The sequence below is a fragment of the Blautia sp. HCP3S3_C12 genome (assembly GCF_052064155.1).
Lineage (GTDB): Bacteria > Bacillota > Clostridia > Lachnospirales > Lachnospiraceae > Blautia_A.
In genome coordinates this window covers 139,930-166,832 of sequence record NZ_JBQHWC010000005.1, presented here as the reverse complement: position 1 = coordinate 166,832, position 26,903 = coordinate 139,930, and the positions used below count along the sequence as shown (strand labels likewise).

General features: G+C 49.9%; 26 protein-coding genes and 1 pseudogene. 3 read left to right on the top strand and 24 right to left on the bottom strand.

Features of this window, described 5'->3' with window-relative positions; translation table 11 throughout:
• Both ACTNDS_RS07100 and ACTNDS_RS07095 read left to right on the top strand, forming a co-directional pair.
• Window positions 1-443: geobacillin-26 family protein (locus tag ACTNDS_RS07100; protein WP_441034662.1), on the top strand; the 443-nt coding region annotated here is incomplete at its 5' end.
• A 16-nt stretch (window positions 444-459) separates the two neighbouring features.
• Complete coding sequence (locus ACTNDS_RS07095) at window positions 460-642, top strand: hypothetical protein (protein WP_033120024.1); 183 nt, start codon at window positions 460-462, stop codon at window positions 640-642.
• A 185-nt stretch (window positions 643-827) separates the two neighbouring features.
• Here the strand turns inward: ACTNDS_RS07095 and ACTNDS_RS07090 are convergent, their stop codons facing one another.
• From ACTNDS_RS07090 to ACTNDS_RS06975, 24 genes and pseudogenes are all read right to left on the bottom strand, one after another.
• The gene (locus ACTNDS_RS07090; protein ID WP_033120025.1) at window positions 828-1,193 is read right to left on the bottom strand and encodes a cysteine-rich VLP domain-containing protein; all 366 of its coding nucleotides are present in this window, start codon (window positions 1,191-1,193) and stop codon (window positions 828-830) included.
• Window positions 1,190-1,402: a transposon-transfer assisting family protein gene (locus ACTNDS_RS07085; protein ID WP_441034660.1), complete on the bottom strand. Its 213-nt coding sequence runs from the start codon at window positions 1,400-1,402 to the stop codon at window positions 1,190-1,192. The genes ACTNDS_RS07090 and ACTNDS_RS07085 overlap by 4 nt, the downstream gene beginning before the upstream one ends.
• Window positions 1,399-2,295 (bottom strand): hypothetical protein, encoded by an 897-nt coding sequence (locus tag ACTNDS_RS07080; RefSeq protein ID WP_414600698.1) that lies wholly within the window; start codon window positions 2,293-2,295, stop codon window positions 1,399-1,401. Before ACTNDS_RS07080 ends, ACTNDS_RS07085 begins: the two co-directional genes overlap by 4 nt.
• 61 nt (window positions 2,296-2,356) lie before the next feature.
• Window positions 2,357-5,350 (bottom strand): antirestriction protein ArdA, encoded by a 2,994-nt coding sequence (locus ACTNDS_RS07075; RefSeq protein ID WP_070470211.1) that lies wholly within the window; start codon window positions 5,348-5,350, stop codon window positions 2,357-2,359.
• A 214-nt stretch (window positions 5,351-5,564) separates the two neighbouring features.
• Window positions 5,565-7,652: a DNA topoisomerase 3 gene (locus tag ACTNDS_RS07070; protein WP_070470214.1), complete on the bottom strand. Its 2,088-nt coding sequence runs from the start codon at window positions 7,650-7,652 to the stop codon at window positions 5,565-5,567.
• Window positions 7,653-7,856, bottom strand: a complete 204-nt coding sequence (locus ACTNDS_RS07065) for a hypothetical protein (RefSeq protein ID WP_070470217.1) — start codon at window positions 7,854-7,856, stop codon at window positions 7,653-7,655.
• Window positions 7,853-8,581: a DUF4366 domain-containing protein gene (locus ACTNDS_RS07060; RefSeq protein WP_070470222.1), complete on the bottom strand. Its 729-nt coding sequence runs from the start codon at window positions 8,579-8,581 to the stop codon at window positions 7,853-7,855. The genes ACTNDS_RS07065 and ACTNDS_RS07060 overlap by 4 nt, the downstream gene beginning before the upstream one ends.
• Window positions 8,574-8,843: a DUF4315 family protein gene (locus ACTNDS_RS07055; RefSeq protein ID WP_070470223.1), complete on the bottom strand. Its 270-nt coding sequence runs from the start codon at window positions 8,841-8,843 to the stop codon at window positions 8,574-8,576. Before ACTNDS_RS07055 ends, ACTNDS_RS07060 begins: the two co-directional genes overlap by 8 nt.
• Window positions 8,844-8,871: 28 nt before the next feature.
• Window positions 8,872-10,968 (bottom strand): CD1108 family mobile element protein, encoded by a 2,097-nt coding sequence (locus ACTNDS_RS07050; RefSeq protein WP_256138893.1) that lies wholly within the window; start codon window positions 10,966-10,968, stop codon window positions 8,872-8,874.
• 35 nt (window positions 10,969-11,003) lie between these two features.
• Window positions 11,004-11,966 (bottom strand): DNA-methyltransferase, encoded by a 963-nt coding sequence (locus ACTNDS_RS07045; RefSeq protein WP_256138892.1) that lies wholly within the window; start codon window positions 11,964-11,966, stop codon window positions 11,004-11,006.
• Entirely contained in the window at window positions 11,963-14,404 is a 2,442-nt protein-coding gene (locus ACTNDS_RS07040) for a VirB4-like conjugal transfer ATPase, CD1110 family (RefSeq protein ID WP_075670483.1), read from the bottom strand. The genes ACTNDS_RS07045 and ACTNDS_RS07040 overlap by 4 nt, the downstream gene beginning before the upstream one ends.
• Window positions 14,352-14,756 (bottom strand): PrgI family protein, encoded by a 405-nt coding sequence (locus ACTNDS_RS07035; RefSeq protein ID WP_070470232.1) that lies wholly within the window; start codon window positions 14,754-14,756, stop codon window positions 14,352-14,354. The genes ACTNDS_RS07040 and ACTNDS_RS07035 overlap by 53 nt, the downstream gene beginning before the upstream one ends.
• Window positions 14,757-14,796: 40 nt before the next feature.
• Window positions 14,797-15,666, bottom strand: coding sequence for a VirB6/TrbL-like conjugal transfer protein, CD1112 family (locus ACTNDS_RS07030; protein WP_070470234.1), 870 nt, complete (start codon window positions 15,664-15,666; stop codon window positions 14,797-14,799).
• Between the two features lie 19 nt (window positions 15,667-15,685).
• Window positions 15,686-15,769, bottom strand: a pseudogene (locus ACTNDS_RS07025) (Maff2 family mobile element protein); the annotation flags it as partial.
• Window positions 15,770-15,860: 91 nt separating this feature from the next.
• Complete coding sequence (locus tag ACTNDS_RS07020) at window positions 15,861-17,531, bottom strand: recombinase family protein (RefSeq protein ID WP_002584321.1); 1,671 nt, start codon at window positions 17,529-17,531, stop codon at window positions 15,861-15,863.
• Window positions 17,532-17,729 carry a hypothetical protein gene (locus ACTNDS_RS07015; RefSeq protein WP_002592708.1) on the bottom strand — a complete coding sequence of 66 codons (198 nt, stop codon included), beginning with the start codon at window positions 17,727-17,729 and terminating at the stop codon, window positions 17,532-17,534.
• A 241-nt stretch (window positions 17,730-17,970) separates the two neighbouring features.
• Window positions 17,971-19,308: a virulence-associated E family protein gene (locus ACTNDS_RS07010; RefSeq protein WP_002584323.1), complete on the bottom strand. Its 1,338-nt coding sequence runs from the start codon at window positions 19,306-19,308 to the stop codon at window positions 17,971-17,973.
• Window positions 19,277-19,921: a CHC2 zinc finger domain-containing protein gene (locus ACTNDS_RS07005; protein WP_002584324.1), complete on the bottom strand. Its 645-nt coding sequence runs from the start codon at window positions 19,919-19,921 to the stop codon at window positions 19,277-19,279. The genes ACTNDS_RS07010 and ACTNDS_RS07005 overlap by 32 nt, the downstream gene beginning before the upstream one ends.
• 65 nt (window positions 19,922-19,986) lie before the next feature.
• Entirely contained in the window at window positions 19,987-21,567 is a 1,581-nt protein-coding gene (mobQ, locus tag ACTNDS_RS07000) for a MobQ family relaxase (protein ID WP_002584325.1), read from the bottom strand.
• 196 nt (window positions 21,568-21,763) lie between these two features.
• Window positions 21,764-22,309 (bottom strand): AAA family ATPase, encoded by a 546-nt coding sequence (locus ACTNDS_RS06995; RefSeq protein ID WP_002584326.1) that lies wholly within the window; start codon window positions 22,307-22,309, stop codon window positions 21,764-21,766.
• 214 nt (window positions 22,310-22,523) lie between these two features.
• A complete protein-coding gene (locus ACTNDS_RS06990; RefSeq protein ID WP_002584327.1) occupies window positions 22,524-23,984 on the bottom strand; it encodes an Lsa family ABC-F type ribosomal protection protein in 1,461 nt (486 codons plus the stop codon).
• A 746-nt stretch (window positions 23,985-24,730) separates the two neighbouring features.
• Window positions 24,731-25,027: a DUF3847 domain-containing protein gene (locus ACTNDS_RS06985; RefSeq protein WP_002584328.1), complete on the bottom strand. Its 297-nt coding sequence runs from the start codon at window positions 25,025-25,027 to the stop codon at window positions 24,731-24,733.
• Window positions 25,020-25,361, bottom strand: a complete 342-nt coding sequence (locus ACTNDS_RS06980) for a DeoR family transcriptional regulator (RefSeq protein ID WP_002584329.1) — start codon at window positions 25,359-25,361, stop codon at window positions 25,020-25,022. The genes ACTNDS_RS06985 and ACTNDS_RS06980 overlap by 8 nt, the downstream gene beginning before the upstream one ends.
• A complete protein-coding gene (locus ACTNDS_RS06975) occupies window positions 25,358-25,546 on the bottom strand; it encodes a hypothetical protein (RefSeq protein WP_002584330.1) in 189 nt (62 codons plus the stop codon). Before ACTNDS_RS06975 ends, ACTNDS_RS06980 begins: the two co-directional genes overlap by 4 nt.
• A gap of 483 nt (window positions 25,547-26,029) precedes the next feature.
• Here ACTNDS_RS06975 and ACTNDS_RS06970 point away from each other — a divergent pair, with 483 nt between their 5' ends.
• Window positions 26,030-26,836 carry a helix-turn-helix domain-containing protein gene (locus ACTNDS_RS06970; protein ID WP_002584331.1) on the top strand — a complete coding sequence of 269 codons (807 nt, stop codon included), beginning with the start codon at window positions 26,030-26,032 and terminating at the stop codon, window positions 26,834-26,836.
• Window positions 26,837-26,903 lie beyond the last annotated feature (67 nt).

The window sequence follows — 26,903 nt, the reverse complement described above, 5'->3', positions numbered from 1 at the left end:
GCATAATCATTAATTCGACAGCAAAATTTTACATATCTATTTCTTATCAGAAAGATTTACTTTCCATAGACACAAGAATTTTTACACCCTCCCCTAAAGAAACTGGCTCTGGACAAAATTATTTTATGGTGTACGAAAATTCCTCGAATAGCAGTCAGTTAGATAGCTGGTTTAATGCTGTCAACTCATTAAATGACAAGGAATGGCAAGCAGTTTCAAGCTACGGTGTCGCTTTAGTCACAAGTGCCGCAGCAGGCTTTATTTCTGGTATGGCAGTTGCAAGTGGTGGAATTTTAACACCGGGAGCGATTACAGCAATCGTAGCAGCGACAGGCGCTACAGGTACAGCGGCAGTATTGCTTACCCAAGTTGGTACACAATGTAATGTTTGTTTAAGAGCATATTGGAATGTGTATAATGCTACAGATAATATGCATTTCTAAATACAGGAGGGAAATAATGAAGTACATGGTAAAAGGAATTGTTTGGATAGTACTTATTACCATTGGTTTGCTTTTGGGTCCACCATTGCTTATAGGATTTGTTTGGTGGAAAGTCCTTATTTTTGGTATTGCTTGTTATCTAATTGGACATGGCGCATATAAACTGTTTAGAGTGATTGACAAACACTATAATACTTAACTCCTATAACAACAAAAAGCCGGGACGCAGACAGTCGGTAAAGACTATCTGCGCCCCGGTTTTCTTATGGGTGCTGTTTTGAAATGTTACGCAATAGAACGCCATTTTAAGGGGAAAAGGTATCAAGTATCGCCTAAGTGGTTTTCACGCTCGGAAAACCATATAAATCCAGGCTGTTTTTGCCCTTACTGCGTAACAAGAGTACGCTTTTTTCTCATGCGCTCGGCTGCCTGTCTACGGGTAATGCGTTTCCGGCAGTCCGGGCAGTATTTGACGCTGTTCGACTTTGAAGCAAAGAACGCGCCGCACTCGGTACAACGCTTTTTATCCTCGGTCTTGAAAAGCTCCGCGTAGAGCAGCTTATCAATGGGAAGTACAGCAGTCAGAAACCATTTGCAAAGAAGCGAATAGGAAATAAGCTGCGGGCAGACACATTCCTCTCCGTCGTCAAGCAAAATGCAGTTTCCGCTATCGCAGTTGCAGCATTCCCGTTTTACAAGGCTGTTGACTTTCCGGCTTTGGGGCGGCGAAAGCCGCTTTAGCCCGGTCATACTTCATCAGCGGCGAAAATAGCAAGCTCCGCATACTCGTTTTCCGTCAGCCCGTCCACTTTGGAAAGGGTGCGCTTTGCCAATTCCCGCATATCTCCGTCCATATACGGCATGGCGGCGTTGATGTTTTCCATAACCTCACGCTTGCCGCCCTCGCTGTAAATGCTCATAAGGTTTGTTTCCTCAACGGTAAATCTATTCATGCTCATACCTCCATTTCATGATTTTTCGATTTTGCCGCCGCCTTTTTCGGGGTGGTCTTTGCTTTGTCTGCTTCAAGCTGCGCCCGAAGAGAGGGGCGGGGCTTCTTTATGCTCCTGTCCCTGTTCTCGTCTTTGCTTATCAGCGCATACACGCCATGCTTGCCCTCCATAGCGGAGAACGAAAGGCTCTTATACGGCAGCATGGAAAACAGGCGATCCATGTCCTTATCCGTTGCAAGCCGGAGAAAATACGGGGAAAGCTCTGCGGAAAAATGGCTTTTGTCCGGGCTGTTCGGCTTATCGAATTTCTTCATTTCCTCCACCACGCGGTGGGCTTCCGTTTCAATCCGGCAGTCATGCAACGCGGCGATATGCTCCTTGAAGTCCCCCGGCCTGTGCTGCTTGCGGCTGTGCTGCTGCTCCCGCAACAAGGCTTTCAGTGCTTCCAGGTCGTTGGGCTGTGCTTCAAAGCGTTCAAACTTCCCAAGCTGCGGGTCTGGGTTCCCGTCAAAATACTGTCCGGCGGGCTGTGAGCGTTCCCCATGCTCATAAATCAAAGTATAGTTGTCGGCGAGTATGGATTTTTCGGCTACATCCCGGAAATGCTGCGGGTAGTCAAGTTCATAGAGGTTGCCTTTGAGCTTTCCGCGCTCTGTGCCTGTCAGTTCCACCGCATAGGCAAGGATTTTGTCACGGGTCTGTTCGCCGTAGAATCTCCATGTATTGTGCTGCCTTGTGTCCTTTAGGAAAACGTCGCGTTCCCGGACGCAGCAAGTCCCGGACGGGCGGGAGAACCACAAGAGCCGTTTATCCTCGGCGACGGGTCTTGCCGCCGCTTCCAGTAAAATCCGTTTATCTATATCAAAGTCGCTCTGATAAAAAGCGGTGTTTTGCTTCATAATCGCTTCAAGGGAAGCGATAACGTCCACATCTTCAAATTTTTTCAATTTCTCCAATCGTTCAGCTCCTTTCCAAGTCCTGTGACTTCTGCTTTGCGGGTTTCTTCTGTGCCTTTTCCTTATCTGCCAGAAGCTGCGCCCGGATAGAGGGCTTCTTTTCCGGCTTTGCCTTGCCACGCTCCTTATCGGCTTTGACCGCGTTAGCCAGGTCAACAAGGGAAATAGTTTCTCCTGCTTTAACCTTTGCTTCCAGTTCGTCAACCGTCGGGGTGTTATTTATCTGTCCGTCAATCATGTTGTAATTCTGTTCTGTGGTCTGCTCGGCTGTTTTTAAGTAGTTTTCCGGCGGCTCTGCGGCAATGGCAAACGCCCGCGTTCCATTCCCCATGATGAAATATTTTCCGTCATCGGATTGATGATGAAAGCCATATCCGGCGGCTTCCATTTGTTCGTGGCTCATATCGGTTACATAGAAAGTACCTCGCGGCGTTTTGATTGTTTCGCCTGTTTCCAACTCGTCGGGGGTAAGCTGTTTTTGCTCCTGTAAAAACTCCGGCACATTCTTATAGCCGAAGCTGTCTACATAGTGGGCGGTGTCCTGTCCGTTCTGATGAAGCACTACCACGTCGGAAACGGAAAGGCTGTGTCCCTTAAAGTCTTTGGGGTGGTCGATATTGAATTTCTCCCAAATGCTTTCAAGGGTCATATCCGGCGTGAGGGGTGCGGTGTAGATAAGGTCATAGTTCGCCGCTTCCACACTAAGCCCCGCCGCCTGCAGGCGGTCGTAAGGCTCAAAGCGGAAGTCCCGCGTTTCGTCCCCACGCTTTAGCTGATAAATGGAAAAGGTGTCTTTGTCCGGCTCGGCGGCTTTTTCTGCTTCCTGTTCCGGCTGCTCCTGTCCGGCGGTCTGCTCCTTATCCTGCGCCTTTTGCAATTCTGCGATATTAGCGTCAATGGAATTGATAATCTCGGCGGCTGCGCTGCGGATCGTTTCAAGGGAGCTTTTCAGTTCGGCAAGCTCGCGCCCGCTGCTCCACCCGGCGACGTACCCAAAGGAATAGTCCGACGTGTCAAGCCCGTAGTGTTGGCAGACGGTATAAGCGACGCTTTCCGCTTCGACTTCGCGGGTGCGCCTGTCAACGCGGGGCTGCTCGTCCTTTGGGGCGTTAAGGTCAATGTCGTGCAGCTTTGCGTGTGCGATTTCGTGGATAGCGGTCTTTAAGGTTTGGAGCTGGCTCATGCCCTCGTCAATGGCTATGCGCTTGTTCTCCAAGTGGTAGTAGCCATGTGCGCCGCCCTCGATTTTCTCAAAGCCGATAGGAACGGGGGAAGTCTTTTCAAGGGCGGCGAAAAAATCCTTGTAGCGGTCAACGTCACCCGTCAGCTCGTCTACTGCAATGTCGGGCAGTTCGCGCCCCTCGGTCTGGGAAACGTCAAAGACAGATACCACCTTGTAGGCGGGTATCGTGATTTCCTTTTCCTCGGTGACGGGCTTCCCGTCTTTGCCGATAACGGGCTTTTGGGTATGCGGGTCGATTTTCTCCATTTCCTGTTTGATTTTGAACGGCGATGGGGCAATGATTTTGATACCCTTTTGTCCTTTCATCACGTTTCGCCCAAAGTTATTTTTCCAAGCGGAAAAGCCCGCCACAAGGGAAGCGTCCGGCTTCTGCATGGCGATAAGCAGCGTATTGTTGAAACTGTAATTATGAAACTTTGACATGACGCGCAGATATTCCTTGTATCGCTCGCTGTCGAACAGCTCCGCAATGCCCTGTTCCAGTCGGTCGGTTATCTCTTTCAATTTCTCGGCGGGCTTTTCAGAGGTAAGCACAATCGGGATAACCGGGCGCGGCTCCTGCGGCTGCTCTGTGGCCTGTACTGTTTTCACTCCCGGCGCGGCTGCGTCCATTTCCACTTTTGACGGGTCGGGTCTTTCCGGCTGCGGGGGCTGTGGCGTTATCCGGTATTCCTCCGGTACGTCGCGCCCGTCATACCATTCTGTAAAGGTGTTGCGGTTATTGTAGATATATCCCTGTTCGGTAAACATACCTCCGTCGTTAATGGAAGCGTCCCGCCCGTATTCCTCATACATAAAATACTTTTTTGCTTCTTCGGGCAATTCGGGTTCTTCCAGTTCATCAACCAGATAATGCCCGTATTCTTCTTCATTATGGACGGACGGATAGCCCCAGTAGCAGTCAAGGTTCTGTGCAAGGTTGATGATGTCCTGCAAGCTGTCCGTATGGTCGCCGTATTCAATGGCTGCAATAAATTTCTCCCGGTCGTCGTCAAACTGCATTTCCAAGAGCTTCCCTAAATAGTTCAGTTCGTCGGGGTGGGAATACTCGCTTAAATGTTCCGTCAAGCCGGGAACGGAAGATTGATATTCTGTGAAATGCCATTCCTCATAGTTCTTGAAGTCAATCCCGATACGGTCAAAGACTTCTTTCAGATGTTCGGCAGTCGTGGGGAATGTCACCCATTCGCCCGCGGGTCTGCCCTCGGTGTACTTCCCAAGATTGGAAAGATAGCCGCTTAAAATCGGTTCTGCCATTTGTTCGCTCCTTTCCTGTTCAATCATGCGGTGCATAAGCTCGTAATCTTCAATGCTCATACTCCCGTCAAATACATAAGGGTCAAATTCTTCCCCGTCCCGGTAGGGCTTTTCGGAAAAGGGAAGCCCGGCGGCATGAGCAGCAGCCCGCGCCTCATCAATAACCTCCGGGGGAAGCCTGTCGTCGTGCGCCCCGATAAAACCGTCAATATCGTTCCTGCTGTTTTCATAGTGATAGCGCACTCCGGCGGTCAGCTCGTCAAGGCTCACGTCCTCGCCCAACTGCCCGCAGTAGTAGCCGTTCAAGATAACGGCGGCGGGGTCAGCCGTTTTGATTTCCTCTAACCGGCTCCTGTCAAACGGGTCTAAGGTGCCGTCCACTTCAAGATGAAAATGCTCGGCGTTCCAAGAATGCCCCTCTTTCCAGAACGCCACCCATGCGATACCGTCCCTAAGTTCCTCTTGATATTCCTTTACGGTGTCGCGTAAACTTGCCATGTGTAAAACCTCCTTTCGCGTATGGCAGCGCGGACGCTGCGGTAATGGTTACATAGTCCTACTACGGTGCGCTCGCGCATTTTGCCAAAGATTTTTGAAGATTTTTAGAGGGTTTGGGAAACTTCCCAACAAGCAAAATCCCCGTCCGGCGCGTGAAGCGGCAGGACAGGGATTTACGGAAGTGGGTACCCGCTTCCTATGCTTGCTATTCAAGTTATTTCTTCTTCGGTAGCTCAATCTTATAGTTGACATACTTCCCGCCCGTATCGGCTAAAATAACCGTTCCGTCGTAGGTTTTACCTGTTTTGGGAGAGTACAGCCCTTTGACTTTCACTTTGCCGGATTTCAGAAGTGCGGCGGCAATCTTCGGGGAAAAGGCTACTTTCCTGTCCTCAAAAAAACGGTCATTTTTCCACATGACAAAAGCGCAGTTCCGGTTAGAGCAGTAGTAGTTTTTCTTGCCCTCATGGACGGGGGAACCGCAGCGGGGGCATTTGCCGATTTCCGGCTTTTCCGTTTTGAAACGCTCCTTGTCGCTGTCGGAAAGGAATGGATAGGATTTCACAAGCTCCCGCGCCATAGCTTCAATGCCGGATAAAAATTCGTTGGGGTCGGCTGCTCCCTTTGCTATCTGCGTCAGATTGTTTTCCCATTCTGCGGTCAGCTTCGGGGAAGTAAGATTGTCCGGCAAAATGCACACAAGGTTATTCCCGTCTTTTGTGGGGATAAGCTGCTTTCCCTTGCGCTCTACAAAACCGCTGCTCACTAACTTTTCAATGACAGCGGCGCGGGTGGCGGGCGTTCCAAGCCCTTTGCGCTCTGCGTCCGGGTCGGTGTCCTCATTCCCGGCGCGTTCCATAGCCGAAAGCAAAGACGCTTCATTGTGGGGCTTCGGGGGCGTTGTGTCGTGTTCCGTTACCTTTGCTGCGGGATTATCAAAGCTCTGTCCCTCGGCAAGCTCCGGCAGCGTTCCGTCTGCGCTGTCCTCGTCGTCTGCTTCGGGCTTGTTTTTCAGCGTTGCCCGGTAGCGGCGTTCAAGGTCTTTCCAACCGCCCGCAAGCACCGTCTTTCCCCTCGCGGTAAAGTCGGCTCCGGCGCAGGAGAAAACCGCCGTAACCGTTTCAAAGATGTGCGGCGCGGCAGTAGCGAACAAAAGACGCGCCCCCGCAAGGGTAAGGATATTCTTTTCGCTTTCCGGCAGCGCGGCAAGGTCGGTCTTTGCAAGCTCCATAGTAGGAATGATTGCATGGTGGTCTGATACCTTTTTGCTGTTCAGCACCCTTGCAATCTCCGGCGAAAAGCTCATGCCCTCCATAAAGGGCAGCGTCCCGCATAACAGGGCGATAACCTTTGCCGCTGTTTCCTCCATGTCGTCGGTCAGATAGCTGCTGTCCGTCCTCGGATAAGTAAGCAGCTTCTTTTCATACAGGGCTTGCGCCAGGTCAAGTGTCTGCTTCGCGGTATAGCCGAAAATACGGTTTGCTTCCCGCTGCAAAGAGGTAAGGTCAAAGGGCTTCGGCGGGGCTGCGCTTTTCTTTTCCCTCACAAGGGAAGTGCAGACAGCCCGCGACGCTTCGCAGGCCGCTTTCAGTTCCTTTGCTTCCTCTGCGGCGCAGATCTTCCCGCTTGCGGCTTCTGCGCCGGATAAATCAAGCCGCACATGGTAATATTTTTCTTTCTTGAAAGTGCTGATAGCAGCGTCCCGGTCTACAAGCATTTTTAAGGTCGGTGTCTGGACGCGCCCCACGTTCAAGGTGCGGTTATACAGGCAGGAGAAAAGGCGGGTGGCGTTAATGCCGATAATCCAGTCAGCCTTTGCGCGGCAGAGGGCAGACGCAAAGAGCGCGTCATAGTCCCGCCCGTCCTTTAAGTTCTCAAAGCCCGCCTTGATTGCGCTTTCTTCCATTGAGGAAATCCACAAGCGGCGCATAGGCTTCTTGCACCCGGCGACTTCATAGACAAAACGGAAAATGAGTTCTCCCTCACGTCCCGCGTCGCAGGCGTTGACGACTTCGGAAATGTCGGTGCGGTGCATAAGCTCCTTTAGGATTTTGAATTGCTTTCCCTTATCTGCGGAAACGGTATACTGCCATTTCTGCGGCAAAATCGGCAAGCTGTCATAGCTCCACTTTTTGTACTGCTCCCCATAGGCGGCAGCGTCGGCAAGCTGTACCAAATGCCCGACGCACCATGAAATGAGGTAGCCGTTTCCCTCGATATATCCGTCCTGTTTCTTCTTTGCCCCAAGCGCGGCGGCGATAGTCTGCGCCACGCTCGGCTTTTCAGCGATAACTAAAATCAATTAAAGTTCCTCCTTTCCGCGTTCCGGCTCCGCGCCCTGTTTCTCCTGTACCTGTTTCAGACAGTAGCCCACACAAGGGGCTTGCCCTTTATAGGGGCAGGAAGCGCAGGCCGGGGATTTGAAAACAGGCGGCGTATTGTCGCGCCGCCCGCATGGTCGTTGTATCATCATCTTTTCAAAGGGATTGTCGGTAAACAGGGTCATGCGTCCTCGTCCTCCGTATCATCTTCGGAAGCGTCCCCGTCTGCGTCGTCCGGCTCCGGCTCGTCCTCGTCGTAGTCCTCAAAATCAAAGTCCTCAAGGTCGGTGCCGCCTTTGACGCTCTGCTTCGGTTTCATAAACTTAAAGTAATAGAACGCGCCCCCGCCGCCAAGAAGTGCCACGACAAGGAAAAGCACAAGCCCACCGGTATTGCTTTTTTCCTGCGACTGTTCGGTAGGTTCTTCCGGCTCCGGCTCGGCTTCTTTGCCGCTGCAAGCGGTCATGTTGGTAGAGCATACCGGGCAGGACGTATTGATTTTCCCGGTTTCGCATTTTTCCGTACAGGTGCAGACAGCGGGGGTCTGCGCTTCGCTGTTTTCCCCGTCCTCCAAGAGCGCGAAAAGGTCTGCGTCGTCCACTTGATTTAAGAAATGGACGGTGTTTTCGCCCTCGTCGTCCCGGTCAATGAGGATATAAAAATAGTTCCCGGCTTTGGTCGTAACTGTGATAAGCTGCTTATTGCCGCCGAAATCGTCAACAAGGGTCGCGTTCCCCTCCGGCGTAAGGGGTGCGGTTTCTTCGGGTTCCTCATAGATAACGCCGCTGTCGTTGGTCGCGTCAGCGGCGGGCTGCTCCGGCGTTTGTGCAAAAGCAGTAACGGAAAAGCCGCCCATGAGCATAAGGGCGGCGCAAAATGCGGTCAGCGTTCTAAGGATTTTCTTATTCATTCTCGGTGTCCTCCTGTTCTTCGTCATAGTCTGTGGTTTCTTCGGGAACGGCGGCAGCCATGCCGGGAATCCCGCCGCCGGACAGCATAGCGTTAAGCTCTGCGGGGGTTAAGCGCATGGAGCGCACAAGCTGTACGATTTCAAGGTTTTCCGCTTCAGTTTTCTGCGCTTCCAGTCCTTTCAGCTTGTTCTGATACTCTGTGATTTTCTCGCGGGTTTTCTGGATTTCCCGGTCGATACGTTCAATCTTACTCATTGCCATAATGTCAATACTCCTTTCATTTTTGCGGTTAGTTCCAGTTCATCAGCCCGTACCCTTTGATACAGGCATAGTCTAAGGGATAGCTTTTGATTTTGCAGGCGTCGCCGGAATTGCCCTCGACGGTATAGACGCGGCTTCCGTCTGTGCCGATAACAAGCCCTACATGGTCTGCACTTCCGTCTAAGTCCCAGTCGAAAAAGATAGCGTCGCCGGGTGCGATATTCTCATAGCCCCGCGCTCCCCATTGCCCGCGTGAAGTAAACCACGGAATACCCTGTGATTGACAGGCGGCAAAACGCGGCTCGGATAAGCCCATTTGCCCGTAGCACCACGACACAAAGCAGGCGCACCACTCCACGCGGCTGTTAAAGCCGTACCAGCTCCAATAGGGCTGCCCGCCCACGTTGCCGACTTGCCGCTTCGCTATATCTACAATCGCGGTATTTCCGGGGCGCGTCCCGTTTACAAACTGTACGCCGCTTAAATCCTCGGACGCGGAAACGTCGGGAGAACCGCCGCCGAAAATCAAGGGCTTGTTGCCGCTTGTTTCCAGATACACCTGGTACATTTCAAGCTGTTCTGCGGTCAAAAGCTCCGATACAAAGCTGTTAATCGGTCTGTTTGTCAGCTTGACATTGAGAATGTAATAGTTATAGGGTACTTCAACAGTATAGGTATCGCTGTGGCTGTTCCCGTCCTCGTCCGTCCATGTGTCGGTGCGGGTTTCGGTGCGGTAGCGCACTTCGATTTCTTCCGTCAGTGTCAAGGTGTACTGCTTATCAAAGACGCGGTTTAGCTCTGCCTGTGCGCTCTGGGGCGTGTAGCTCTGCAAAAGGGCGGTAAGGTAAGAAGCCAGTTCATGCGGGTTATGCCCGATATTGTCAAGGTCGTAGCGGTATTCATCATAGCCGGGATTGTCGCGCTCGATATTGTCAATCCGCTGCTGAAGCTCGGTTTCCTTTGCGGCGTAGTTGTTTTCCGTTGCCACAAGGTCGCTGTCCTCCGACGTGTAGGACGTCCCAAGAACGCCGTTCATCATGCCGGAAAACATAGCCCCGCAGGAAGAAAGTCCCGCTGATACCATGATGAATAAGAGCAGCGCGGCAACGGCGATACCAACGCCCGCCGGGTGCCGCCCCACAAAAGCAACCGCTTTCTTTGTTTCCTCGGCGGTTTTCTTCGCTGCCTTGCGGGTATTCTCGGCGGCTTTCTTTGCGGTAGCTGCGCCGCCCGTCTTTGCTGCCTTAGCATACTGCCGCTTGATTTGCTGCTTCTGCATGAAACGGGATAGGGGGTTACTTGTAAGCTGCGGGTTCTCATGCAGCGTCTTGTGGTACAGGTAATTGACGTTTGCTTTCTCCGCTGCTTTTTCAGCCTTTGCCGCCGCCCGGTAGGGTTTCAGCTTGTGGCTGCGGTAGCCCTCCCGGATTTTCCGCGTCCCGTACTTTGCGCCCTTCTCCGCTAATTCCTCGGATTTATGCGCTCCCTCCACGCCGGAATTATCCTTTTCAACGGAATGTATCTTGTTGTGGACGAAAATACCCGCTTCCTGCGCGGGGCGGGATAGCGGGTTAGGGTGGGCTTTGCCGCCATTTATCGGCTTTTCCTGCTCGGTAAAGCGTAAGCGGGTCTTTGCCTTTCCTGTGGCTTCGTCAAAGGTGCGTTCCCCTACAAGTTTCTTTTCTTTGGGGATAGCTGCCTTTGCCGCGTCCAGACGGTCGGCGGCTTTATCGGATTTTTTGATATACGTTTCAAGCTCCGGCGTATTTAATTCTTCCTCGGTAAACTGCAAGCGGGAAGATTTCTCTTTTACCGTAGCGTCGCGCTGTGCTTTCTGCGCTGCCTTTTTACTCGCTTTCCGGGTCTGGGCTGCGCCAACGCGCTCCATGACGCGCTCGGCGGTAGCGGTGTCCTGCCTGTGGGGAAGCTCTGGCGCAAGAGGAAGCGGGGAAGCGTCAGGAGAAACAGGGGGTAGCTCTGCCACGTTCTGCGCCGCCGCTTCCTGTGCAGCCTGCGGCGCGGGCTGCTCCTGCGGTTTTGAAAAATCCGCTTCCTGTTCCCGGCGGCTTACACGCTCGGCGGTTTCTTTGGTTTCGTTGACCTCGATAAGTCCGTCGCGGGTCATTTTCTGCGTGATTTTATCACGCGGCTTATATTGTTTTATGGCTGCACACCTCCAATCCGCGCCCTTGCAAGGGCGCAATACTCAATATTCAGTTCGATACCGATATAGTGTCGGTCAAGGCTTTTTGCGACTGCCGCCGTTGTGCCGCTGCCTAAAAAGGGGTCTATGACAACGCCGCCTTTCGGACAGCCAGCCTTGATACAGGTTTCCGCTAACTTCGGAGGATAGGCGGCGAAATGCCCGCCGCTGTATGGTACCGTGTTGATAAGCCACACGTCCCGCTTGTTCCGCATGGTCGGTATAAGTGCTTCGTCATAGTAGCCGCCGCTTCTTGTGCGGTTGATACCCTGTACTTTCCCTTGTCCGGGTACTTCATCAGCATACTTGTGTCCCGCGCCCCGCCCGGTGCGGTAACGCGCCGCTGTTGTGGCAGCGATAGGCTCCGCAATGGCGGCAGCGTCATAAAAATATTTCTTTGACTTTGTAAGCAAAAAGATATGTTCATAGCAGCGGCTCGGTCGGTCTTTGCAGCTTTCCGGCATAGGGTTTTCTTTCTGCCAGATAATATCACTCCGTAAATACCACCCGTCAGCGCGTAGGGCAAAGGCTAAAAGCCACGGAATACCGATTAAATCCTTTTGCTTGCAGCCGGGAGCGCGGGCATTTTTCGCAGTCTGCTGTCCGTTTCTGCCTTTCGGGTTCTTTGGGTCGGCATAGTAACCTTTGTTCCCGGTGCCGCAATAGGTGTCTGCGATATTCAGCCAAAAGGTACCGTCGGAACGCAAGACGCGCTTTAGCTCATGGAATACGGCAACAAGCCTTTCTATGTATTCCTCCGGCGTGTTCTCCCGCCCAATTTGTGCGTCAAGCCCGTAGTCCCTAAGTGCATAGTAGGGCGGGCTTGTTACGCAGCAATTCACGCTTTCGTCGGGCAGTTCCCTAAGAGCAAAGAGCGCGTCCCGGTTGATGATAATGTCCGTCTTTAATTCCTCTGTCATGCTTCGCCCACTTCCTCCGGCTTCGTCGTCATTACCCGGTAAAGCTCGGTATCTTTCGGGAAGCGGTCTACAAAGGGCAGTACCACGTTTCCGTAGAAGATAAGTCCCTCGCCCGCTTCGGTGTGGGTAACGTACTTCATCTGCTGCGGGGAAATGTTAAGCTGCTTTGCAAGGATAGCCCGGTCGCCTGCCGCTTGATTGAGCATGAGGACAAAATCAGAGTTTTCAAAGATATTTTCCACTTCGCGGCTGCTAAGTAAGTCTTTAACGTTCTGCGTAATGGCTGTGGGTATGCCGCCCCACTTTCTGAAACGCTTCCAAATCTCCACGCTGTAAGCGGCGGTCTGTTCCTCTTTCAGAAGCAAGTGAAATTCGTCCATATAGTAGCGTGTGGATTTCTTTTCTGCCCGGTTGACCGTTACCCTGTTCCATACCTGGTCCTGCACAATGAGCATACCCAACTTTTTAAGCTGCTTTCCAAGCTGTTTAATATCAAAGCAGACAAGGCGGTTTGAAAGCTCTACATTCGTCCTGTGGTTAAAGACGTTAAGGCTTCCCGATACATAAAGCTCCAACGCCGACGCGATCCGCGCCGCTTCCGGCTCCGGCTGCCGTAAAAGCTCGTCGTAGAGGTCGCCCAAAATCGGCATATTTGCCGGGTCGGGGTTTGCTAAAAACGGGCGGTACACGTTTCTTACAGCGCGGTCAATGACCGTCTTATCAATCGGCTGCAAGCCCTCCTTGCCGCCAATGACAAGCTCACACAAGGACAGGATAAAATCAGATTTCAGCGCAAGGGGGCTGTCGTCCTCGGAATAGTTGAGGTTAATATCCATAGGGTTCACATACTGGGGCTTCCCGTCAATGCCCTTGCCCGTAGGCGACAAACGGATAACTTGACCGTTCAGACGCTGCACAAGGGAGAAATACTCGGCTTCCGGGTCGCAGATGATAATATCGTCGTCCGTAATGAGGAAAGCATTTGTCATTTCCCGTTTCGCTGCAAAGGATTTCCCGCTTCCCGGCGTTCCCAAGATAAGCCCATTCGGATTTTTAAGCTGCTTGCGGTCGCAGAGTATCATGTTGTTTGAAAGAGCATTCAGCCCGTAATAGAGGGCTGCGCCTGTCTGGAAAAGCTCCTGCGTGATAAAGGGGATAAAAATAGCGGTGCTGCTTGTCGTCAGCCCTCTTTGAATAGGGATAAGGTTTTCCCCAAGAGGGATAGAGGACATAAGCCCCGCTTCCTGCTGATAGTCAAGGCGCGTCAAAGCGCAGTTATATTTCTGTGCAATGCCCGCCGCTGCGAAAATGTCATTTTCCAGTTTCCGCTTCGTGTCCGCCATGTTTACCACAAGGAACGTAAGAAGAAACATACGCTCGTTTCGGCTCTGCAAATCCTGTAAGAGATTTTTCGCTTCGCTGCCGAAAGTGGCAAGGTCAGAGGGAATAATATCCATGTCATAGCCGCTGCGTACTGCTTTTTTCTGTTCCTCAATCTTCATCTTGTCAAGGTCTGTGATTTTCCGCTTGATAGTCTTGATTGCTTCGGTCTGGTCGATACTGCGGATATGCAGATTGACGATAACGCCCGTTTCCAAGTCCAGAATGTCGGCAAGCATACGGTCATTCAGTTCCGGCGCAAGGATTTCAAGGAATGATACCGCGCCTATTTTTCTACCCATGCGGAAATAGCGTCCCTCGCCAAAATGGAAAGAGGACGGGGCGATAAAGTCCTTTGTACTAAGCCCGGACGGGGCAAGCCATGAAAAATCAAAGGAAAACGGCTTGCCCTCCGGGTGGAATACGCCATGCAGCACGTTCAGCCGTTCATAGCCCGTCATAGGTCGGGCAGACGCGCCAAGTACCTTAAAATTGTTCAGCACGTCGGTTTCAATACGGGAAAGGCGGGCTTTTGCCGCCGCCGGATTGTCTGCTTCGATACTGAATGTGATGTACTTGTGCTTCACAAGCCCGTTGTTGCCTTTGGAAAGCTGATTTTTCAGCATATCCGAATACTCGGTGCGGATAGAGTTGAAAGCGTCGTCCTGCGCGGGAATATTGATAGCTTTCTCTGCCTGCTCCCGCTGCGTCCCTTGATTGATGAAAGAAAGCTGCACCGAAACGGAAGCGTCAAAGTAGTTGAGAAAATCGCACCAGTTTTCAAAAATGGCGGTCTTGTCGTCTGCCTGTGCAAGCTGATAGTTAATATCTTCAAAGGCAATGGATTTACTGTATTTCTTTTCCGATACCTTGCATATCCCGTCCGGGTACATGGTAAGGTAGGGGATTGTCTGCTGCGCGGTGTGGGCTTTCCCGTCGCCCTTTGCCTGCCGGATAACCTCGGCAATCTGCTTTTTCTCGGCGCGGGAGAGCTTGCGGGGCGGGTTAGCCCCGGCGTTTCTTTTTCCCGCTGCCTTTTTTGTAGGTTCCTTTTGCAATCTCTGATACCTCCTTTTCCAATTTTCTCTGCCGTTCCAATACGGCGTATAAATTCTGTGTCTGATAGGGTCGCTCTTTGGGGGCAATGAATTTTGTCTGTATGATGTGCTTTGCCACCACTTCAAGGGGCTGCTCGTGTTTCTCATACATGGCGAACAGGAAACAGGGCAGCATGACCGCAATCATTACCACCGACGCAAGGCTTGTGCCTGCGCTGTCTTTGAGCAAAAAGAAAAGCGGAAGTCCTAAGATAAGGGCAACCGCAAAACAAATGATTTGCCGTTTTGTAAGGTTGAAAGCAACCTTTGTTTTGACTTTGGATAAGTCTTTCGGTACGGGTACATACGCCAAGCGTAAACCTCCTTTCTGCGGGGAAAAGCCCCGCGGTCTTTTAATGTGCGTTGAATATGGATTTTGCCAGTGCGCCGGATTTGAACAGGGAGAAGCAGAGAATAACGGTGTAAGCTGCAAGGGAGAAAATCGCGCTGTGCAGGTTATCCGCTATAATCATGCTGTTTACCAAAACCGCATAAATGCCGACGCATACCATAATCAGAAAGCCTTGAAAACCGATAGCGAACAGGGCTTTTAGGTAGTTGTTTCCTATCTGTCCCCACTCTCGATTTGTCATTGTTGCAAACGGGATAGGCGATACCGAACAGTAAAGGTAAATTTCTATCATTCTGCCGTAGAGGATAACGGTTATCAATACGGACATGATTTTCATGCACAAGCTCACAAGGCTTGTTTCCATGACAAGTAAGAGCAGTTCGGGGATTTCCATTGCTTCAAGCCCGTCCTGCATGGAGCCAAGGGCGGCGGCAACGTCTATATTCGTGTTGCCGCCGATTACCCCCGACGCGCCGGAAACAACGTGTTGCGCCATATCGAACACCGCCATAGTAATATCAAAGGTGTGCGTAACAAGATAGACTGCGACAAACGCCTTGAATATCCACTTGAAAAACATGAACGTGTCAATATCGTGCATATTGTTCTTTTCCGTTACCATGCTGATTAGCTCGTAGCATAGGACATAGGTAATGACAAGCCCCGCAATCGGGACAATCACGTTTTCCGATAACGTCCTTATCATGGAAAATACGTTTGCGTTCCACGCTTGCGGGGTCCTGCCTACCTCTGCGGCGATAGTGCCGACTTTTTCGTTTACGTCCCCGAACATAGATGACAGATTACCGTTTATGGCTCCGATAAGGATTTCCTTTATCCATTCGTTAATCGCGTCAAGTATGCTCTGCATAAGCCTTTACCCGCTTATCTTAACCGAACAGCCCGGAAAGCAGCGGTACAAGGGTCATGCCGATAAGGGCAACGCCGCCGCCCGCCATGAGCTGTTTCATCCCCAATTAGGTGTAAAAACTCTGCTCGATGGCGGGCGGCGGCGTACAAAAAATCTATATGGTGTTGTTAAGAGAACCGTCCCGGCGGGACAGGTCAGGCAGTGACCTGTTCCACCTCCGGGATGGGTTTGAGATTAAAATGAATTTCGATAGAAATGTGTCTTGTTTTATCTTCGTCAATGCGCTCATGCACAACGATTTCTTTGATTAAGCGGTTGAGGGTGGCTGCGTCCAGCTCTGTGATGTTGGCGTATTCCTGAATGGCTTCCACCCATTGTTTTGCATCATTGGCAAGCTGGACTTCATCGGACAGCCGCTTTCTGCCCTCGGACACTTTTGTTTTAAGCTCCGTCTGCTCGGTCTGTGTCTTTTCCAGCATGGTGTTGAAATTCTGCTCACTGATACGCCCTGCAATCATATCCTCATAAAGCCGCATGACCATTTTGTCCAGAACCTCAATCCGTTCCTCGTCCCTTGTAAGGGAGCGTTCCATTGCTTCCCGCTGTTCCCGCTGCTCGGCTTCACAGGTATTGGTCAGGCGGTCGGCAACCGCTTCCCCGTCCATCAGGGCAGCTCTGGCACATTCCCGGATTTTCCGCAGCACATGGCTGTAAAGGGTGTCATAATCAATCCGGTGCTGGGTGCAGTGGTTCTTTCCAAAGGCATTGTAGGTCTTGCAGGAGTAAATCCGCTGGGGATGTTTAGCGTTTGTGTAGCGTACCGTCAGCGACTTCCCACACTCGCCGCATTTTAACAGTCCGGCAAACAGGCTGATTTCATTGGTCTGCCCCGGACGCTGGCGGGATTTCAGCTTGTTCTGCACAATGTCAAAGCTCATGCTGTCAATCAGCGGTTCATGCTGTCCCTCCACCACAATCCAGTCCTCCGGCTTCTTTTCCCCAATCGTGCCGATTTTGAAGCGGTAGTCCTTTTTCTGGGAAGCAATCGCCCCGGTGTAGACGGGATTCATCAAAAGGTCTTTGATAACGGAGAAGTCCCACATATACCGCCCGTTTTCTGGGTCTTTCTTTTCCCATTTGGTGCGGGTATTGCGAAGCCCCCGTTCCCGGTTCCACCATGTAGGGCAGGGGATTTTTTCTTTCTCCAGCCGTCTGCGGATATAGTTCGGACCATGACCGTTCAGGGCATATCCGAAAATCAGCCGCACAATCGGGGCGGTTTCCTCGTCAATGAGCAGATGGTTTTTGTCCTCCGGGTCTTTCCGATACCCAAACGGGGCAAGACACCCGGTAAACTGTCCTTTCTGCGCTTTCAGAAGATAAGAGGAATGGACTTTCTTGGAAATATCCTTGCTGTACATCTCGTTCAGGATATTCTTGAACGGGGCAATGTCGTTGTTATCCCGCAGGGTGTCGATGCCGTCATTCATGGCGATATAGCGGACACCGTTTCTTGGGAAAAAGTCCTCAATCAAATGCCCGGTTTGCAGATAATTACGCCCCAGTCGGCTGAGGTCTTTCGTGATGACAAGGTTGATCTGCCTGCGCTCAATGGCTCTCAACATTCTCTGTAGGTCAGGACGCTCCATGTTAAGACCTGTGAAGCCATCGTCCTGATAGACTGCCACAACCTCCCATCCCTGCTTTTCGCAGTATTTTTCCAGCATATCACGCTGGTTTGCGATACTGGCACTTTCGCCTTGCAGGTCATCGTCCTTTGACAGCCTGCAATAGACCGCCGCACGATAACCCCCGGCAAGTGCCGAACCGATTGTTCTGTATTCCATTTCGTTCATCATAGCCATTTACCCACACAATCCAGACGGTATCTGGCTCTTTTGAACCTCATCTTCATTATAGCCTATATCTTTCTTTTTAGCAAGATATTCTTTTGCATTTGTCTTTCCGTATTTCTGGGAAATCAGGCTGACGAACACATCAGTGGCGTCAAGCTCCCCGTCAAATACAGTGGTCACATGAATCTCTGTTTTGTTTTTTGCCATAGGCAGTTATCCTCCATACATGAAAATAGCCAGACAGAGGGTGTCGGCAACGAAGTCCGGCAACGGACTTCAAAAGACCTTGCAAACAATCTCAATCTGGCGATGGTTACTATTTATACTTTTCTTTTATTTTTTTGTTGTTTTGGTTGTTATAAGGGAGAAAAGCCCGGAAATAAGGGGTTTTTCCCGGCAACCGGCTCGGCAACGGGATAACAACAGGGGGTGCAACGGGCTGTCCTTTTCAGAATGGAAGCTCCATCTGTTCTGTGACCTCCACAAAACCGTCCATCGTTTTTTCAGACGGGTTGCCGGAGTCCGTTGCCGGGTTTTCACGCTCCCAGCCCTTTTGTCTGCCATATTCGGAAAACATTCTTGGGTTTGGGAAGTACCGCCAGCTGGAAATGCACTGGTTCATAATCTCGTTGATTTCCCGGATTTCCCATTGCTTCGGCTCGTCAAAAGCATGGTTCAAGGCTTCCTTATAGAGCTGCTTGGAGCAGACCATGCTCCCGGTGTATTTATCAAGATACGCCTGTATCATCCCGGCTTTGGTGTCCTCCGGCATAAAATCCCGCTGGTGTTCTTTGAGATACCGCTGCATGGCGGGGCTGAAAGCCAGCTTGAACCTGCCGCTTTTATAAATCTCCATCGCTTCCGCCCACATCTGCCCGATATAGGCTCTGGAAGCGGCTTCATCCTCCAAAATGTGAACTTCCGCCTGCTCCGGGTACACCATGACCGGGATAAAGCGGCGGTTGCCGGAACGGTCAAGGGGCAGGAAGTCAAGGGCATTGGAAGTGCCGCCAAACACGCACTGACGGGGGCGGTCTGCCGGGTGGGTTTCATAAGGTATCTTGTAGACCTCTTTCTGCCGGCTTAAAAATGACTTGATTTCCTCAATGCTCTTGGCGTTGGCGGTTGCCATCATTTCCGACATTTCAATAATCCAGTGACCTTGCAGCTTGCGGTACACATTGTCATCGTCCAGCTTCCGCAAATCATCGGAGAACCACTCGTCCCGGACTGCCAGCAGCCGGAAGAAGGTGGACTTTCCAGCCCCCTGACCGCCTACCAGACAGAGCATGATTTCAAACTTGCACCCCGGCTGAAAGGCTCGTGAGATTGCACCCAGCAGGAACAGCTTCAACGCTTCATAGGTGTAATCGTCTGCGTCAGCCCCCAGAAAGTGCCGCAGGCAGAAGCGGATTCGCTCTGTCCCGTCCCACACAAGGGTATTGAGATAGTCCCGGATGGGATGGTACTTGTTTTCATTCGCCACAATCCCGATGGCGTTATCAATCTTTTTCTCATTGGTAAGCCCGTAGGTTTCTTCCAGATAAAGAAGCAGATACTTCATGTCCGTATCGTTCAGGGCAGTGCTTTCTCTGTGAAAACCGATGGGCTTTATGATGTCCTTGCGGTCAGTCAGGATGTTGTATGCGATAGCCCCTGAAAGCAGAGGGTCACGTTGGAATACGGTCAGGCAGTTCCGTATGCTCTGACGGACACCGCCTTTCTCGGTGGTTTCCAGCCCCGCCTTGATTTCCTCAACGCTCTGGGGCGGCTGCATGGCGTTCATAGTGTTTTTTAGTTCTTGCTGCGTCTGCGGCTGCAAGTTCTGCCATTCGCTGTTCAAGCTGTATCACATCCTTTCCGTAGTCCGTAATCAAATCCGCTTTTTCCTCTGTTTCCCCGAACAGCAGCACATCCAGCAGATATTCCACTTGGGCTTGCTTCTGTAAGGCTTCCACAAACCGGGGATGAAAGGCTTCCTCCGGGGAGTGCGGGGCGTAGTCCGTTCTCCATGCCATCAGCAGATGGAGATAATCGGCAAGAATACGGAAGCAGCGATTCTTTGCTTCCTGAAACTGTTCCTCCGGGGATTTCTGCCGGGTCTTGGGCTTTTTTACCTTTCCCGGCGGTTTCCAGTCCTCATAGGAAAGCCCGAAGTCCTGTGCCAGCTGTACGGCGGCTTCTTTCTTTCCCAGCCCATACAGGGCGGCGGCAAAATCAATCACATCCCCATCCGCACCGCAGCCGAAGCAATGGTAACGCCGATCCAGCTTCATGCTTGGGGTTTTATCGTTATGGAACGGGCAGCAAGCCATCCCGTTCCGACCTACATGGATTCCATAATACTCCGCAGCCTGTCTTGTTGTGACGGACTGCTTCACAGCTTCGAATACATTCAAATCTATCCCTCCTTGAAAATAAGAAAAGCACCTGACATTCTCTAATTGAAAATGGCAAGTGCCTGTTAAAGTTCCATATCCTGTTGTCTGTGTTTCTCCTGTGCCGGGGCGGTTCTTTGTGCTTTTTTCTCGTCAGTCTTATCCTGCAAGACTTCTTTGATGGGCTGCTTCTTGGGCGGCTCTTTGCTTTCCTCTGTGCCGGGTGTGGCTTTCCGTACCCAGTAGCGGATGTCCCGCAGCTTCTTCAAATCCTCCTGTACCTCGGTCAGTGGTACTTTCAGCTCTGCGATTTCGCTGAGAAGCGTTTCCTGCTCCTGTTGCAACTCATTTTTCGTTTTATCCTTATCGTCCGGGTGCTTGGCAAGGTAGTCAGCGGCTTTCTCATACCGGGCAACCTCCGGGTGTTCCTGTTTGAATTTCCCCTTTATTTTCTTAAAAAATATCTTCTGGTACTTCTCATAGACAGCCTTACATTCCTTGCAGTCTGTCCGGCTGGCAAGAATCCCGTCAATCACTTTGCTCCGGGCTTCCTTTGGCTTCATCTGATTGCGGTAATCTGCGGCTGATTTCCCGGAAGATTCCAGAAACGCTTCTAAGTCCTCCACAGTGGAAAGCCCCTTTTGCCGGAGATAGGACAGGGCTTCGCTGACTGCCTTTAAGTCCTGTGAAGTTCCCCGGTTCTGTCCAGCCCTTGTCCAGTCCTTCCGTTCTTCCTTTCGTATCTCCATATACTTCATCAGCAGATTGGGAAGAAGTGTCGCTTCCTCCGCCGCCTTTTGTGCAAGCAGCTCCTTCCGTTTTTCTCCCAGCTCGGTAATCCAGCCTTTGAGGTTTTGGATAAGCTGCCGGATGGACTTCATCAGGCGGTTGGCGGCTCTGATTTCCCGGTTCAGGTTGCCGATATTCGTCTGGATACCTCGCTTTTCCATCTGCCGGACAGCAGTCCCCTCATGGACAGTGGGGACTATATCAAGCCCCTGTCTGGCATAGGAACGCAAGTCCACACGCTCCGGGCGGTCATTGGCGTCCAGATAGCGGTTCTGGATAACCTCCCATTCATGCCGCCAGATTTCACAATACTTCTGGTCGTTCCAGTCCACCGTATCCTCCTTGTGGCTTTTCCACCTGCCGGACGGCAGCTTTATCCGTTCCCCATTCTCGTCAAGGTCATAAACCTTGCGGCTCTTGGGAAGCCATTTTCCATGTTCATCCATTGCCCGCATGGTCAGCAGGACATGGGCGTGGGGATTGTGTCCCGGCGGATGGGGGTCATGGATGGCAAAATCAGCAATCATGCCTTTGGAAACAAACTGCTGTTCACAAAACTCCCGTACAAGGACAGCGTACTGGTCGGGCGGTATCTCTCTGGGAATGGTAAGCACCCACCGCCTTGCAAGCTGGGAGTTCCATTGCTTTTCCACCGCTTCGGCGGCATTCCATAAAGTATTGCGGTCTGCATATTCCTGTGGAGCATTTGCCGGGAGCAGGATTTCATTGTGGACGATACCACGCTTTTCCGGGTAGTGCTTTACTTGCTGGTCGTATTCACAGAACAGCTTTTCGCCGCTTTGGTAAGCAGCGGCGGCAACCGCAGACTGCCGCTGGCTGCGCTGAACAATCGTGATTTCGTTGTGTGGACAAGGCATTTCGTGTCCCTCCTTTCGCTAATTGGTGGATGGGGTGGCGTTTTACCACTTCATTTTGGGCAGAAAAAAAGCAGGAGACCTTTTTCAGATTTCCTGCTCGGTGTGCCACTGTGTGAGCGGCGGGTATTTAGTTGTAAAAGTTCGGGACAAGTTGACCCGATGTAAAGCTAACAAACTGGAATTGCACCAAAACAATCTAAGACAACAACGCTGCCCTACTTGCGATTTTTTCTTGTACTGCGGAAACAGTTTCTTGAATGGAATAAGTGGTCGTATCTATAACATTCGATTCATATATTCCCAGATTGCAAAATTGCTCCCACATGGTTTCTACCAATTCGATATTTGTCTTTCGGTCTAACTTTGAGCGTTCAACAGCTCGCTTCAAGGTTTCTTCCTTACTTGCCCTTAAAATAATATAATGCACCTCATAATGTTCCCGAACAAGACTTTGCCACGGCTTTAAAAACCACGGTCCGATAATACCGTCAACAATTACATCATATCCACCACGAGCATATCGCTTCGCAGCTTCTAAAAACGCTTCAATGACAATCAAATTTTGCTCATTTGATTCTGGCAAATGCGGTGGTATTGCCCCTTTACTCAAATAATGATAAAAGTCATCTGTGTGCATATGCACAGACTTTTCCAAATCTGATTCTTTTGCAACAGCAGATGCCGTTGTAGTTTTTCCTGTCCCCGGCGCACCTGTGATTACAATAATTCTACCTTGATTCATCTATATTTTACCTCCACAAATTACGATTTTCTTAATTCTACAAACTGGAATTTGAGTCTCTGTAAAGCTGGAATTAACCCATACAATTATTTTAATTTAGAGGTTCTTACGCAATTATCCGTATTTTGTAATTTTTCAATACTGGAATGCCAGTGTAAATCAGCATTCTCCATTTTTATTAAAGCGAAAAACGTAAAATTGCGGAAGAACCAATTTAGATATTCACAATTTTACTTGCCACAGTATCTCGAAAAACACTGTCATGTTCTACCAGGAGCATGGTCGGGGCAAACTCCGTTATGAGTTGTTCAATCTGCATACGTGAGTACACATCAATAAAGTTGAGCGGTTCATCCCATACATACAAGTGTGCCTTTTCACAAAGGCTTTTCGCAATTAGGACTTTCTTCTTTTGCCCGCCAGAAAAGTCTTTAATATCCTTTTCAAACTGTACACGCTCAAAGTCCATTTTCCTAAGAATTGCCTTGAACAAACTTTCATCAAGGTTGTTTTCTTCTGCAAACTCGGAAAGGGTTCCACATAAATACGATGTATCCTGTGGCACATAAGAAATTACAAGCCCAGAGCCAAGTGTTACTGTACCCGTATAATCTATGGACTGCCCGACTACCAACTTTAACAGGCTACTTTTGCCACTGCCGTTCTTTCCATCAAGCACAATGCGTTCTCCCTGTCTTATTTCAAACGAAACGGGTTCACAAACTGAAATGCCATCATAATAAACTACTACATTCGATAATGATGCAAGCAAATCTGTATGGTAATTAAGCGGTTGTATCTTGAGGGCTTCTGCGGTTTCCATATTTTTCAGCAATGCTGATTTTTGTTCGATTGTCTGTTGTTGTCTCGCTTCTATAGATTTTGAACGCTTCATCATTTTGGCGGCTTTATGACCGACATAACCTTTATCTGCTGCCCCAATTTTGGAAGCTTCTACACGTTCAGACCATACTGCAGCGCGTTTTGCCGACTGCTGTAATCGTCTGATGTCCTTTTGCAAACGTTCGTTCTGAGCCAGTTCAAATTCTTGCTGTCGCTCAAAATTTGACATCCATGATGAAAAGTTTCCTCTTTGCACTTCGATATTCGCTCGGTTAATCGATAGAATATAGTCAACACAATCGTCAAGAAAGCGACGATCGTGAGAAACTAAGATGAATCCCTTTTTCTTTTTCAGATATGCCGCCACACTTTTTCTCGCTTTGGCATCCAAATGGTTGGTAGGTTCATCAATCAGTAGGAAATGCCCTTCATTAAGAAAAAGAGCGGCAATCAAAACCTTTGTCTGCTCTCCGTTGGAAAGTGTTTCAAAAGGTCGCCAAAGCACATCGACATCAACATCAAGATAAGAAAGTTCTCGCATAAGTTCCCATTCTTCCGCAAGTGGGCAAATCTCCTGCAATATATCCTCTGTAATACGATTCTTATCTGAAACGGGATAAGGAAAATAATCAAACTGTACGGATGATAGGATTTTTCCACTATACTCATATTTCCCAAGCAGAAGATTCAGAAAGGTTGTTTTACCTCGTCCGTTTCTGCCCACAAAACCAAGCTTCCAATCGGTATCAACCTGGAAACTGACATTTTCAAAAACATTATCATAACTTGTCGGATATGAAAACGTAAGGTTTTCAATTTTAATCATTGACATAAATATTATCCTCCTTTGCATGTCATACGATACAAAGTCGGTTCGGTGAATGTTTACTACGTATAGATTTCACCAAAAGGAACCGACACTATACGGAGTGAATCATGTGTAACTATCTGTTCTGCACTATTCATAAAGCACCTCCAAAACAAAATAAGAGCCACAAGAAAGTTTATCCTTGCAGCTCGTCATAGCATAAAATAACACCACTAAGCAAAAGTGGCAACAGCACTATATTGAGTAAGATAGACATATAACTTTCTTGCAATAGACACAATAATGCCAAAGTATAGCACTACCGCATATTTTGATTTTATTTGCAAGAAAAGTTAATCATCTTCCCACCTCTTTCTAAATTTCAAAATATTATACCATAAATCGCAGGCAAATACAAGTGGTTATAAAAATTTAACAAATCGCTTATAATACAATCATATAACTTTACGCATTCCTTACTGACCGTAAAATTCCGATTTATTGCTGACTTTATTATACTTTATTGCCTATCGAAAAGATAGCATATTTTATGAAACTTGTCGGCTGGGAACAGCTTGCAACGCAAGGTGTCCCCAGATGACAAGTCCACAAAAGGGTAGCTGGCGGTAGCCAGCGCAGGGGAAGCGTAGCGTCCCCTGTATGATTTGGAGCAGACCATGACTGCGAAAAATCACAGCCCTCCGGCAAGGAGCCTTCGGAGAACGCAATGCACCAACCTTTGGGTGGTGTATAATTGCGCCCTTAGTAAACTAAGGGGTTTCCGGCTTCTCACGTTCCAGCAGTTTCTTCAATAGTTCCTGCGTGTCCTGCCTGTGAAAAATGAGTGTCAACAACAGCATGACATCATCATCTGTCAGGCGTTCCGGCTCTTGCAGAAAACTTTCCAGCATACCGCCACGAGTACAGAGCCGGTGTGTCCGTTCTTTTCGGGTAAGCTGCTTTAGCTGGTGCTGCAATGCCTTTTCATCATTGATGGCTTTCCGCAGTTTCTTTTCACTCTTTTCCAACTCTCGGTTGAGCTTTTCCAGCTTTGAGGTATCAGGCAAGGGCAGCGTCCTCCTTTCCCGGTATCAGCACATAAATCCTGTTTGGTTCTCCAACGCCCTGACGCACTCGCATGATCAGTCCGGCGGTTTCCAGTTCATTCAGAGAACGCTTGACCGTCATGGGGCTGCGGGACAGGACTGCGGCAATGGCTGTGACAGGGAAGCAGATAAACAGGATTCCGTTCTCGTCCTCCTGTCCGTTGGATAGCATAGCGTCCAACATCCGGCAGTACATGACCTTTGCGGTGCTGCTGACTGGAAATCCTGTCAACGCTCTGGGAAAGGGCATACAGGGCGGCAACGGTGTGCCTATCGTCATAAATTCAAAATTCATTCGGTGTGTTCCTCCTTTTTCTTTGCTCTTTTGGATAAATAACGGGGGCAGTCAACCACAACCGCCCGGAAGCTCTGCTTGCACCCATGCTTGCATTTCCGGCATAATTCGTTGTAAGTGACACGCCCCCGGTCATTGAGGTAAAAAGAAAGCTCATGCTTCCTCTTTTTGCTCATTCTCGGCATATTGCGTTTCCTCCCGTTTTAGTGTATAGTTTCGGGGCGATTTTCGGCAAAATTACGGTCATAGAGCCGTCTAAAATCTCCAGAAGTATCAGCAATAGGGTAGACTATCCCCCTATCAGATTGTCGTGTTTCGGTATCATTTCGGTATCAGTTCGCCAGTTCTCCCCGGTGTCGTTCCTCCCCTGAATCTCACAGCGGCGTATTGCTCCCTTTGGTACGCTCGTTTCGGTCAGGGTTCCTCCATATCCCTGCCAAAAGTCATGGCGCTACATCGCCGGGGAAGCATATCCCACACAGGCTGGTCATTCGATTGGAATAATCCATCGATGAACTACCTGTATCATAGAACATTTTTGTGCCCTGTGCCGTATGTCCACAAAGTAGGAATTAAGGGTAAAAATCAGAAATTTCCACGATTGCGGAAAGTATGATATAATCCAGTTAAGCGGCAGTAATGAAACCGCCGGAAAGGAGCGTGCGCCCATGAAAGGAGCGACAAGCATACAGGAACGCCTTTGGGAACTCCGCAAGGACAAAGGCTTAAATCTGGAAGAATTATCAGAGCTGACGGGCATTTCCAAATCAGCTCTTGGCAGTTATGAAAAAGAGGATTATAAGGAAATCAATCATGGCAACCTTATCACGCTGGCAGACTTCTATGGGGTTTCCGTTGATTATCTGCTGTGCCGGACAGAGAACCGGGAGCAGATCAACACGCCACTAACAGAGCTGCATTTGAATGATGAGATGGTGGCACTTCTGAAAGGCGGTCGGATTAACAACCGTCTGCTCTGTGAGCTTGCCACTCATAAGGACTTTATCAAGTTTCTTGCGGACATTGAGATTTATGTAGATGGGATTGCCACCATGCAGATTCAAAACCTCAACGCCCTTGTCGATACTGTCCGGCATGAAATCATTGAACGGTATCGCCCCGGCGAAGACGACCCGCATTTGAAAGTGCTGCAAGCCGCCCATATCAGCGATGATGAATATTTCAGCCACATGGTTCTTGATGACCTCAATCTCATTATCCGGGATATTCGGGAAGCCCACAAAAAGGACAGCGAGAGTGCGCCCCAGACCACCGTTGCCGATGAATTGAAAGAAAATTTGGAAGCGGTTGAAAATTTCAAGGGCAGTCGGGATGAAAAGCTGGTTGTCCTTTACTGCAAGCAGCTCGGCATCAACTATAAAAATCTGTCAGACGAAGAATTTCGCTGGCTCATTCGGATTCTACAAAAATCAAAGAAAACAGGAACTCCTATCAGTCAAAGGAAAAAACGGTAAAGAAAAACCGCTGTTGCATGGTTGTGTTTGCTTCCATGTAGCAGCGGTTGGTGCTATACTTATTCAG

What these genes read in the sequence shown, in the direction of transcription:
- ACTNDS_RS07095 (WP_033120024.1), top strand. Translation starts at nt 460, where the DNA reads ATGAAGTACATGGTAAAAGGAATTGTTTGGATAGTACTTATTACCATT.
- ACTNDS_RS07090 (WP_033120025.1), bottom strand. Translation starts at nt 1,193, where the DNA reads ATGACCGGGCTAAAGCGGCTTTCGCCGCCCCAAAGCCGGAAAGTCAAC.
- ACTNDS_RS07085 (WP_441034660.1), bottom strand. Translation starts at nt 1,402, where the DNA reads ATGAGCATGAATAGATTTACCGTTGAGGAAACAAACCTTATGAGCATT.
- ACTNDS_RS07080 (WP_414600698.1), bottom strand. Translation starts at nt 2,295, where the DNA reads ATGAAGCAAAACACCGCTTTTTATCAGAGCGACTTTGATATAGATAAA.
- ACTNDS_RS07075 (WP_070470211.1), bottom strand. Translation starts at nt 5,350, where the DNA reads ATGGCAAGTTTACGCGACACCGTAAAGGAATATCAAGAGGAACTTAGG.
- ACTNDS_RS07065 (WP_070470217.1), bottom strand. Translation starts at nt 7,856, where the DNA reads ATGACCCTGTTTACCGACAATCCCTTTGAAAAGATGATGATACAACGA.
- ACTNDS_RS07060 (WP_070470222.1), bottom strand. Translation starts at nt 8,581, where the DNA reads ATGAATAAGAAAATCCTTAGAACGCTGACCGCATTTTGCGCCGCCCTT.
- ACTNDS_RS07055 (WP_070470223.1), bottom strand. Translation starts at nt 8,843, where the DNA reads ATGGCAATGAGTAAGATTGAACGTATCGACCGGGAAATCCAGAAAACC.
- ACTNDS_RS07050 (WP_256138893.1), bottom strand. Translation starts at nt 10,968, where the DNA reads ATGACCCGCGACGGACTTATCGAGGTCAACGAAACCAAAGAAACCGCC.
- ACTNDS_RS07045 (WP_256138892.1), bottom strand. Translation starts at nt 11,966, where the DNA reads ATGACAGAGGAATTAAAGACGGACATTATCATCAACCGGGACGCGCTC.
- ACTNDS_RS07030 (WP_070470234.1), bottom strand. Translation starts at nt 15,666, where the DNA reads ATGCAGAGCATACTTGACGCGATTAACGAATGGATAAAGGAAATCCTT.
- ACTNDS_RS07020 (WP_002584321.1), bottom strand. Translation starts at nt 17,531, where the DNA reads ATGGCTATGATGAACGAAATGGAATACAGAACAATCGGTTCGGCACTT.
- ACTNDS_RS07015 (WP_002592708.1), bottom strand. Translation starts at nt 17,729, where the DNA reads ATGGCAAAAAACAAAACAGAGATTCATGTGACCACTGTATTTGACGGG.
- ACTNDS_RS07010 (WP_002584323.1), bottom strand. Translation starts at nt 19,308, where the DNA reads ATGAACGCCATGCAGCCGCCCCAGAGCGTTGAGGAAATCAAGGCGGGG.
- mobQ (WP_002584325.1), bottom strand. Translation starts at nt 21,567, where the DNA reads ATGCCTTGTCCACACAACGAAATCACGATTGTTCAGCGCAGCCAGCGG.
- ACTNDS_RS06995 (WP_002584326.1), bottom strand. Translation starts at nt 22,309, where the DNA reads ATGAATCAAGGTAGAATTATTGTAATCACAGGTGCGCCGGGGACAGGA.
- ACTNDS_RS06990 (WP_002584327.1), bottom strand. Translation starts at nt 23,984, where the DNA reads ATGTCAATGATTAAAATTGAAAACCTTACGTTTTCATATCCGACAAGT.
- ACTNDS_RS06980 (WP_002584329.1), bottom strand. Translation starts at nt 25,361, where the DNA reads ATGAATTTTGAATTTATGACGATAGGCACACCGTTGCCGCCCTGTATG.
- ACTNDS_RS06975 (WP_002584330.1), bottom strand. Translation starts at nt 25,546, where the DNA reads ATGCCGAGAATGAGCAAAAAGAGGAAGCATGAGCTTTCTTTTTACCTC.
- ACTNDS_RS06970 (WP_002584331.1), top strand. Translation starts at nt 26,030, where the DNA reads ATGAAAGGAGCGACAAGCATACAGGAACGCCTTTGGGAACTCCGCAAG.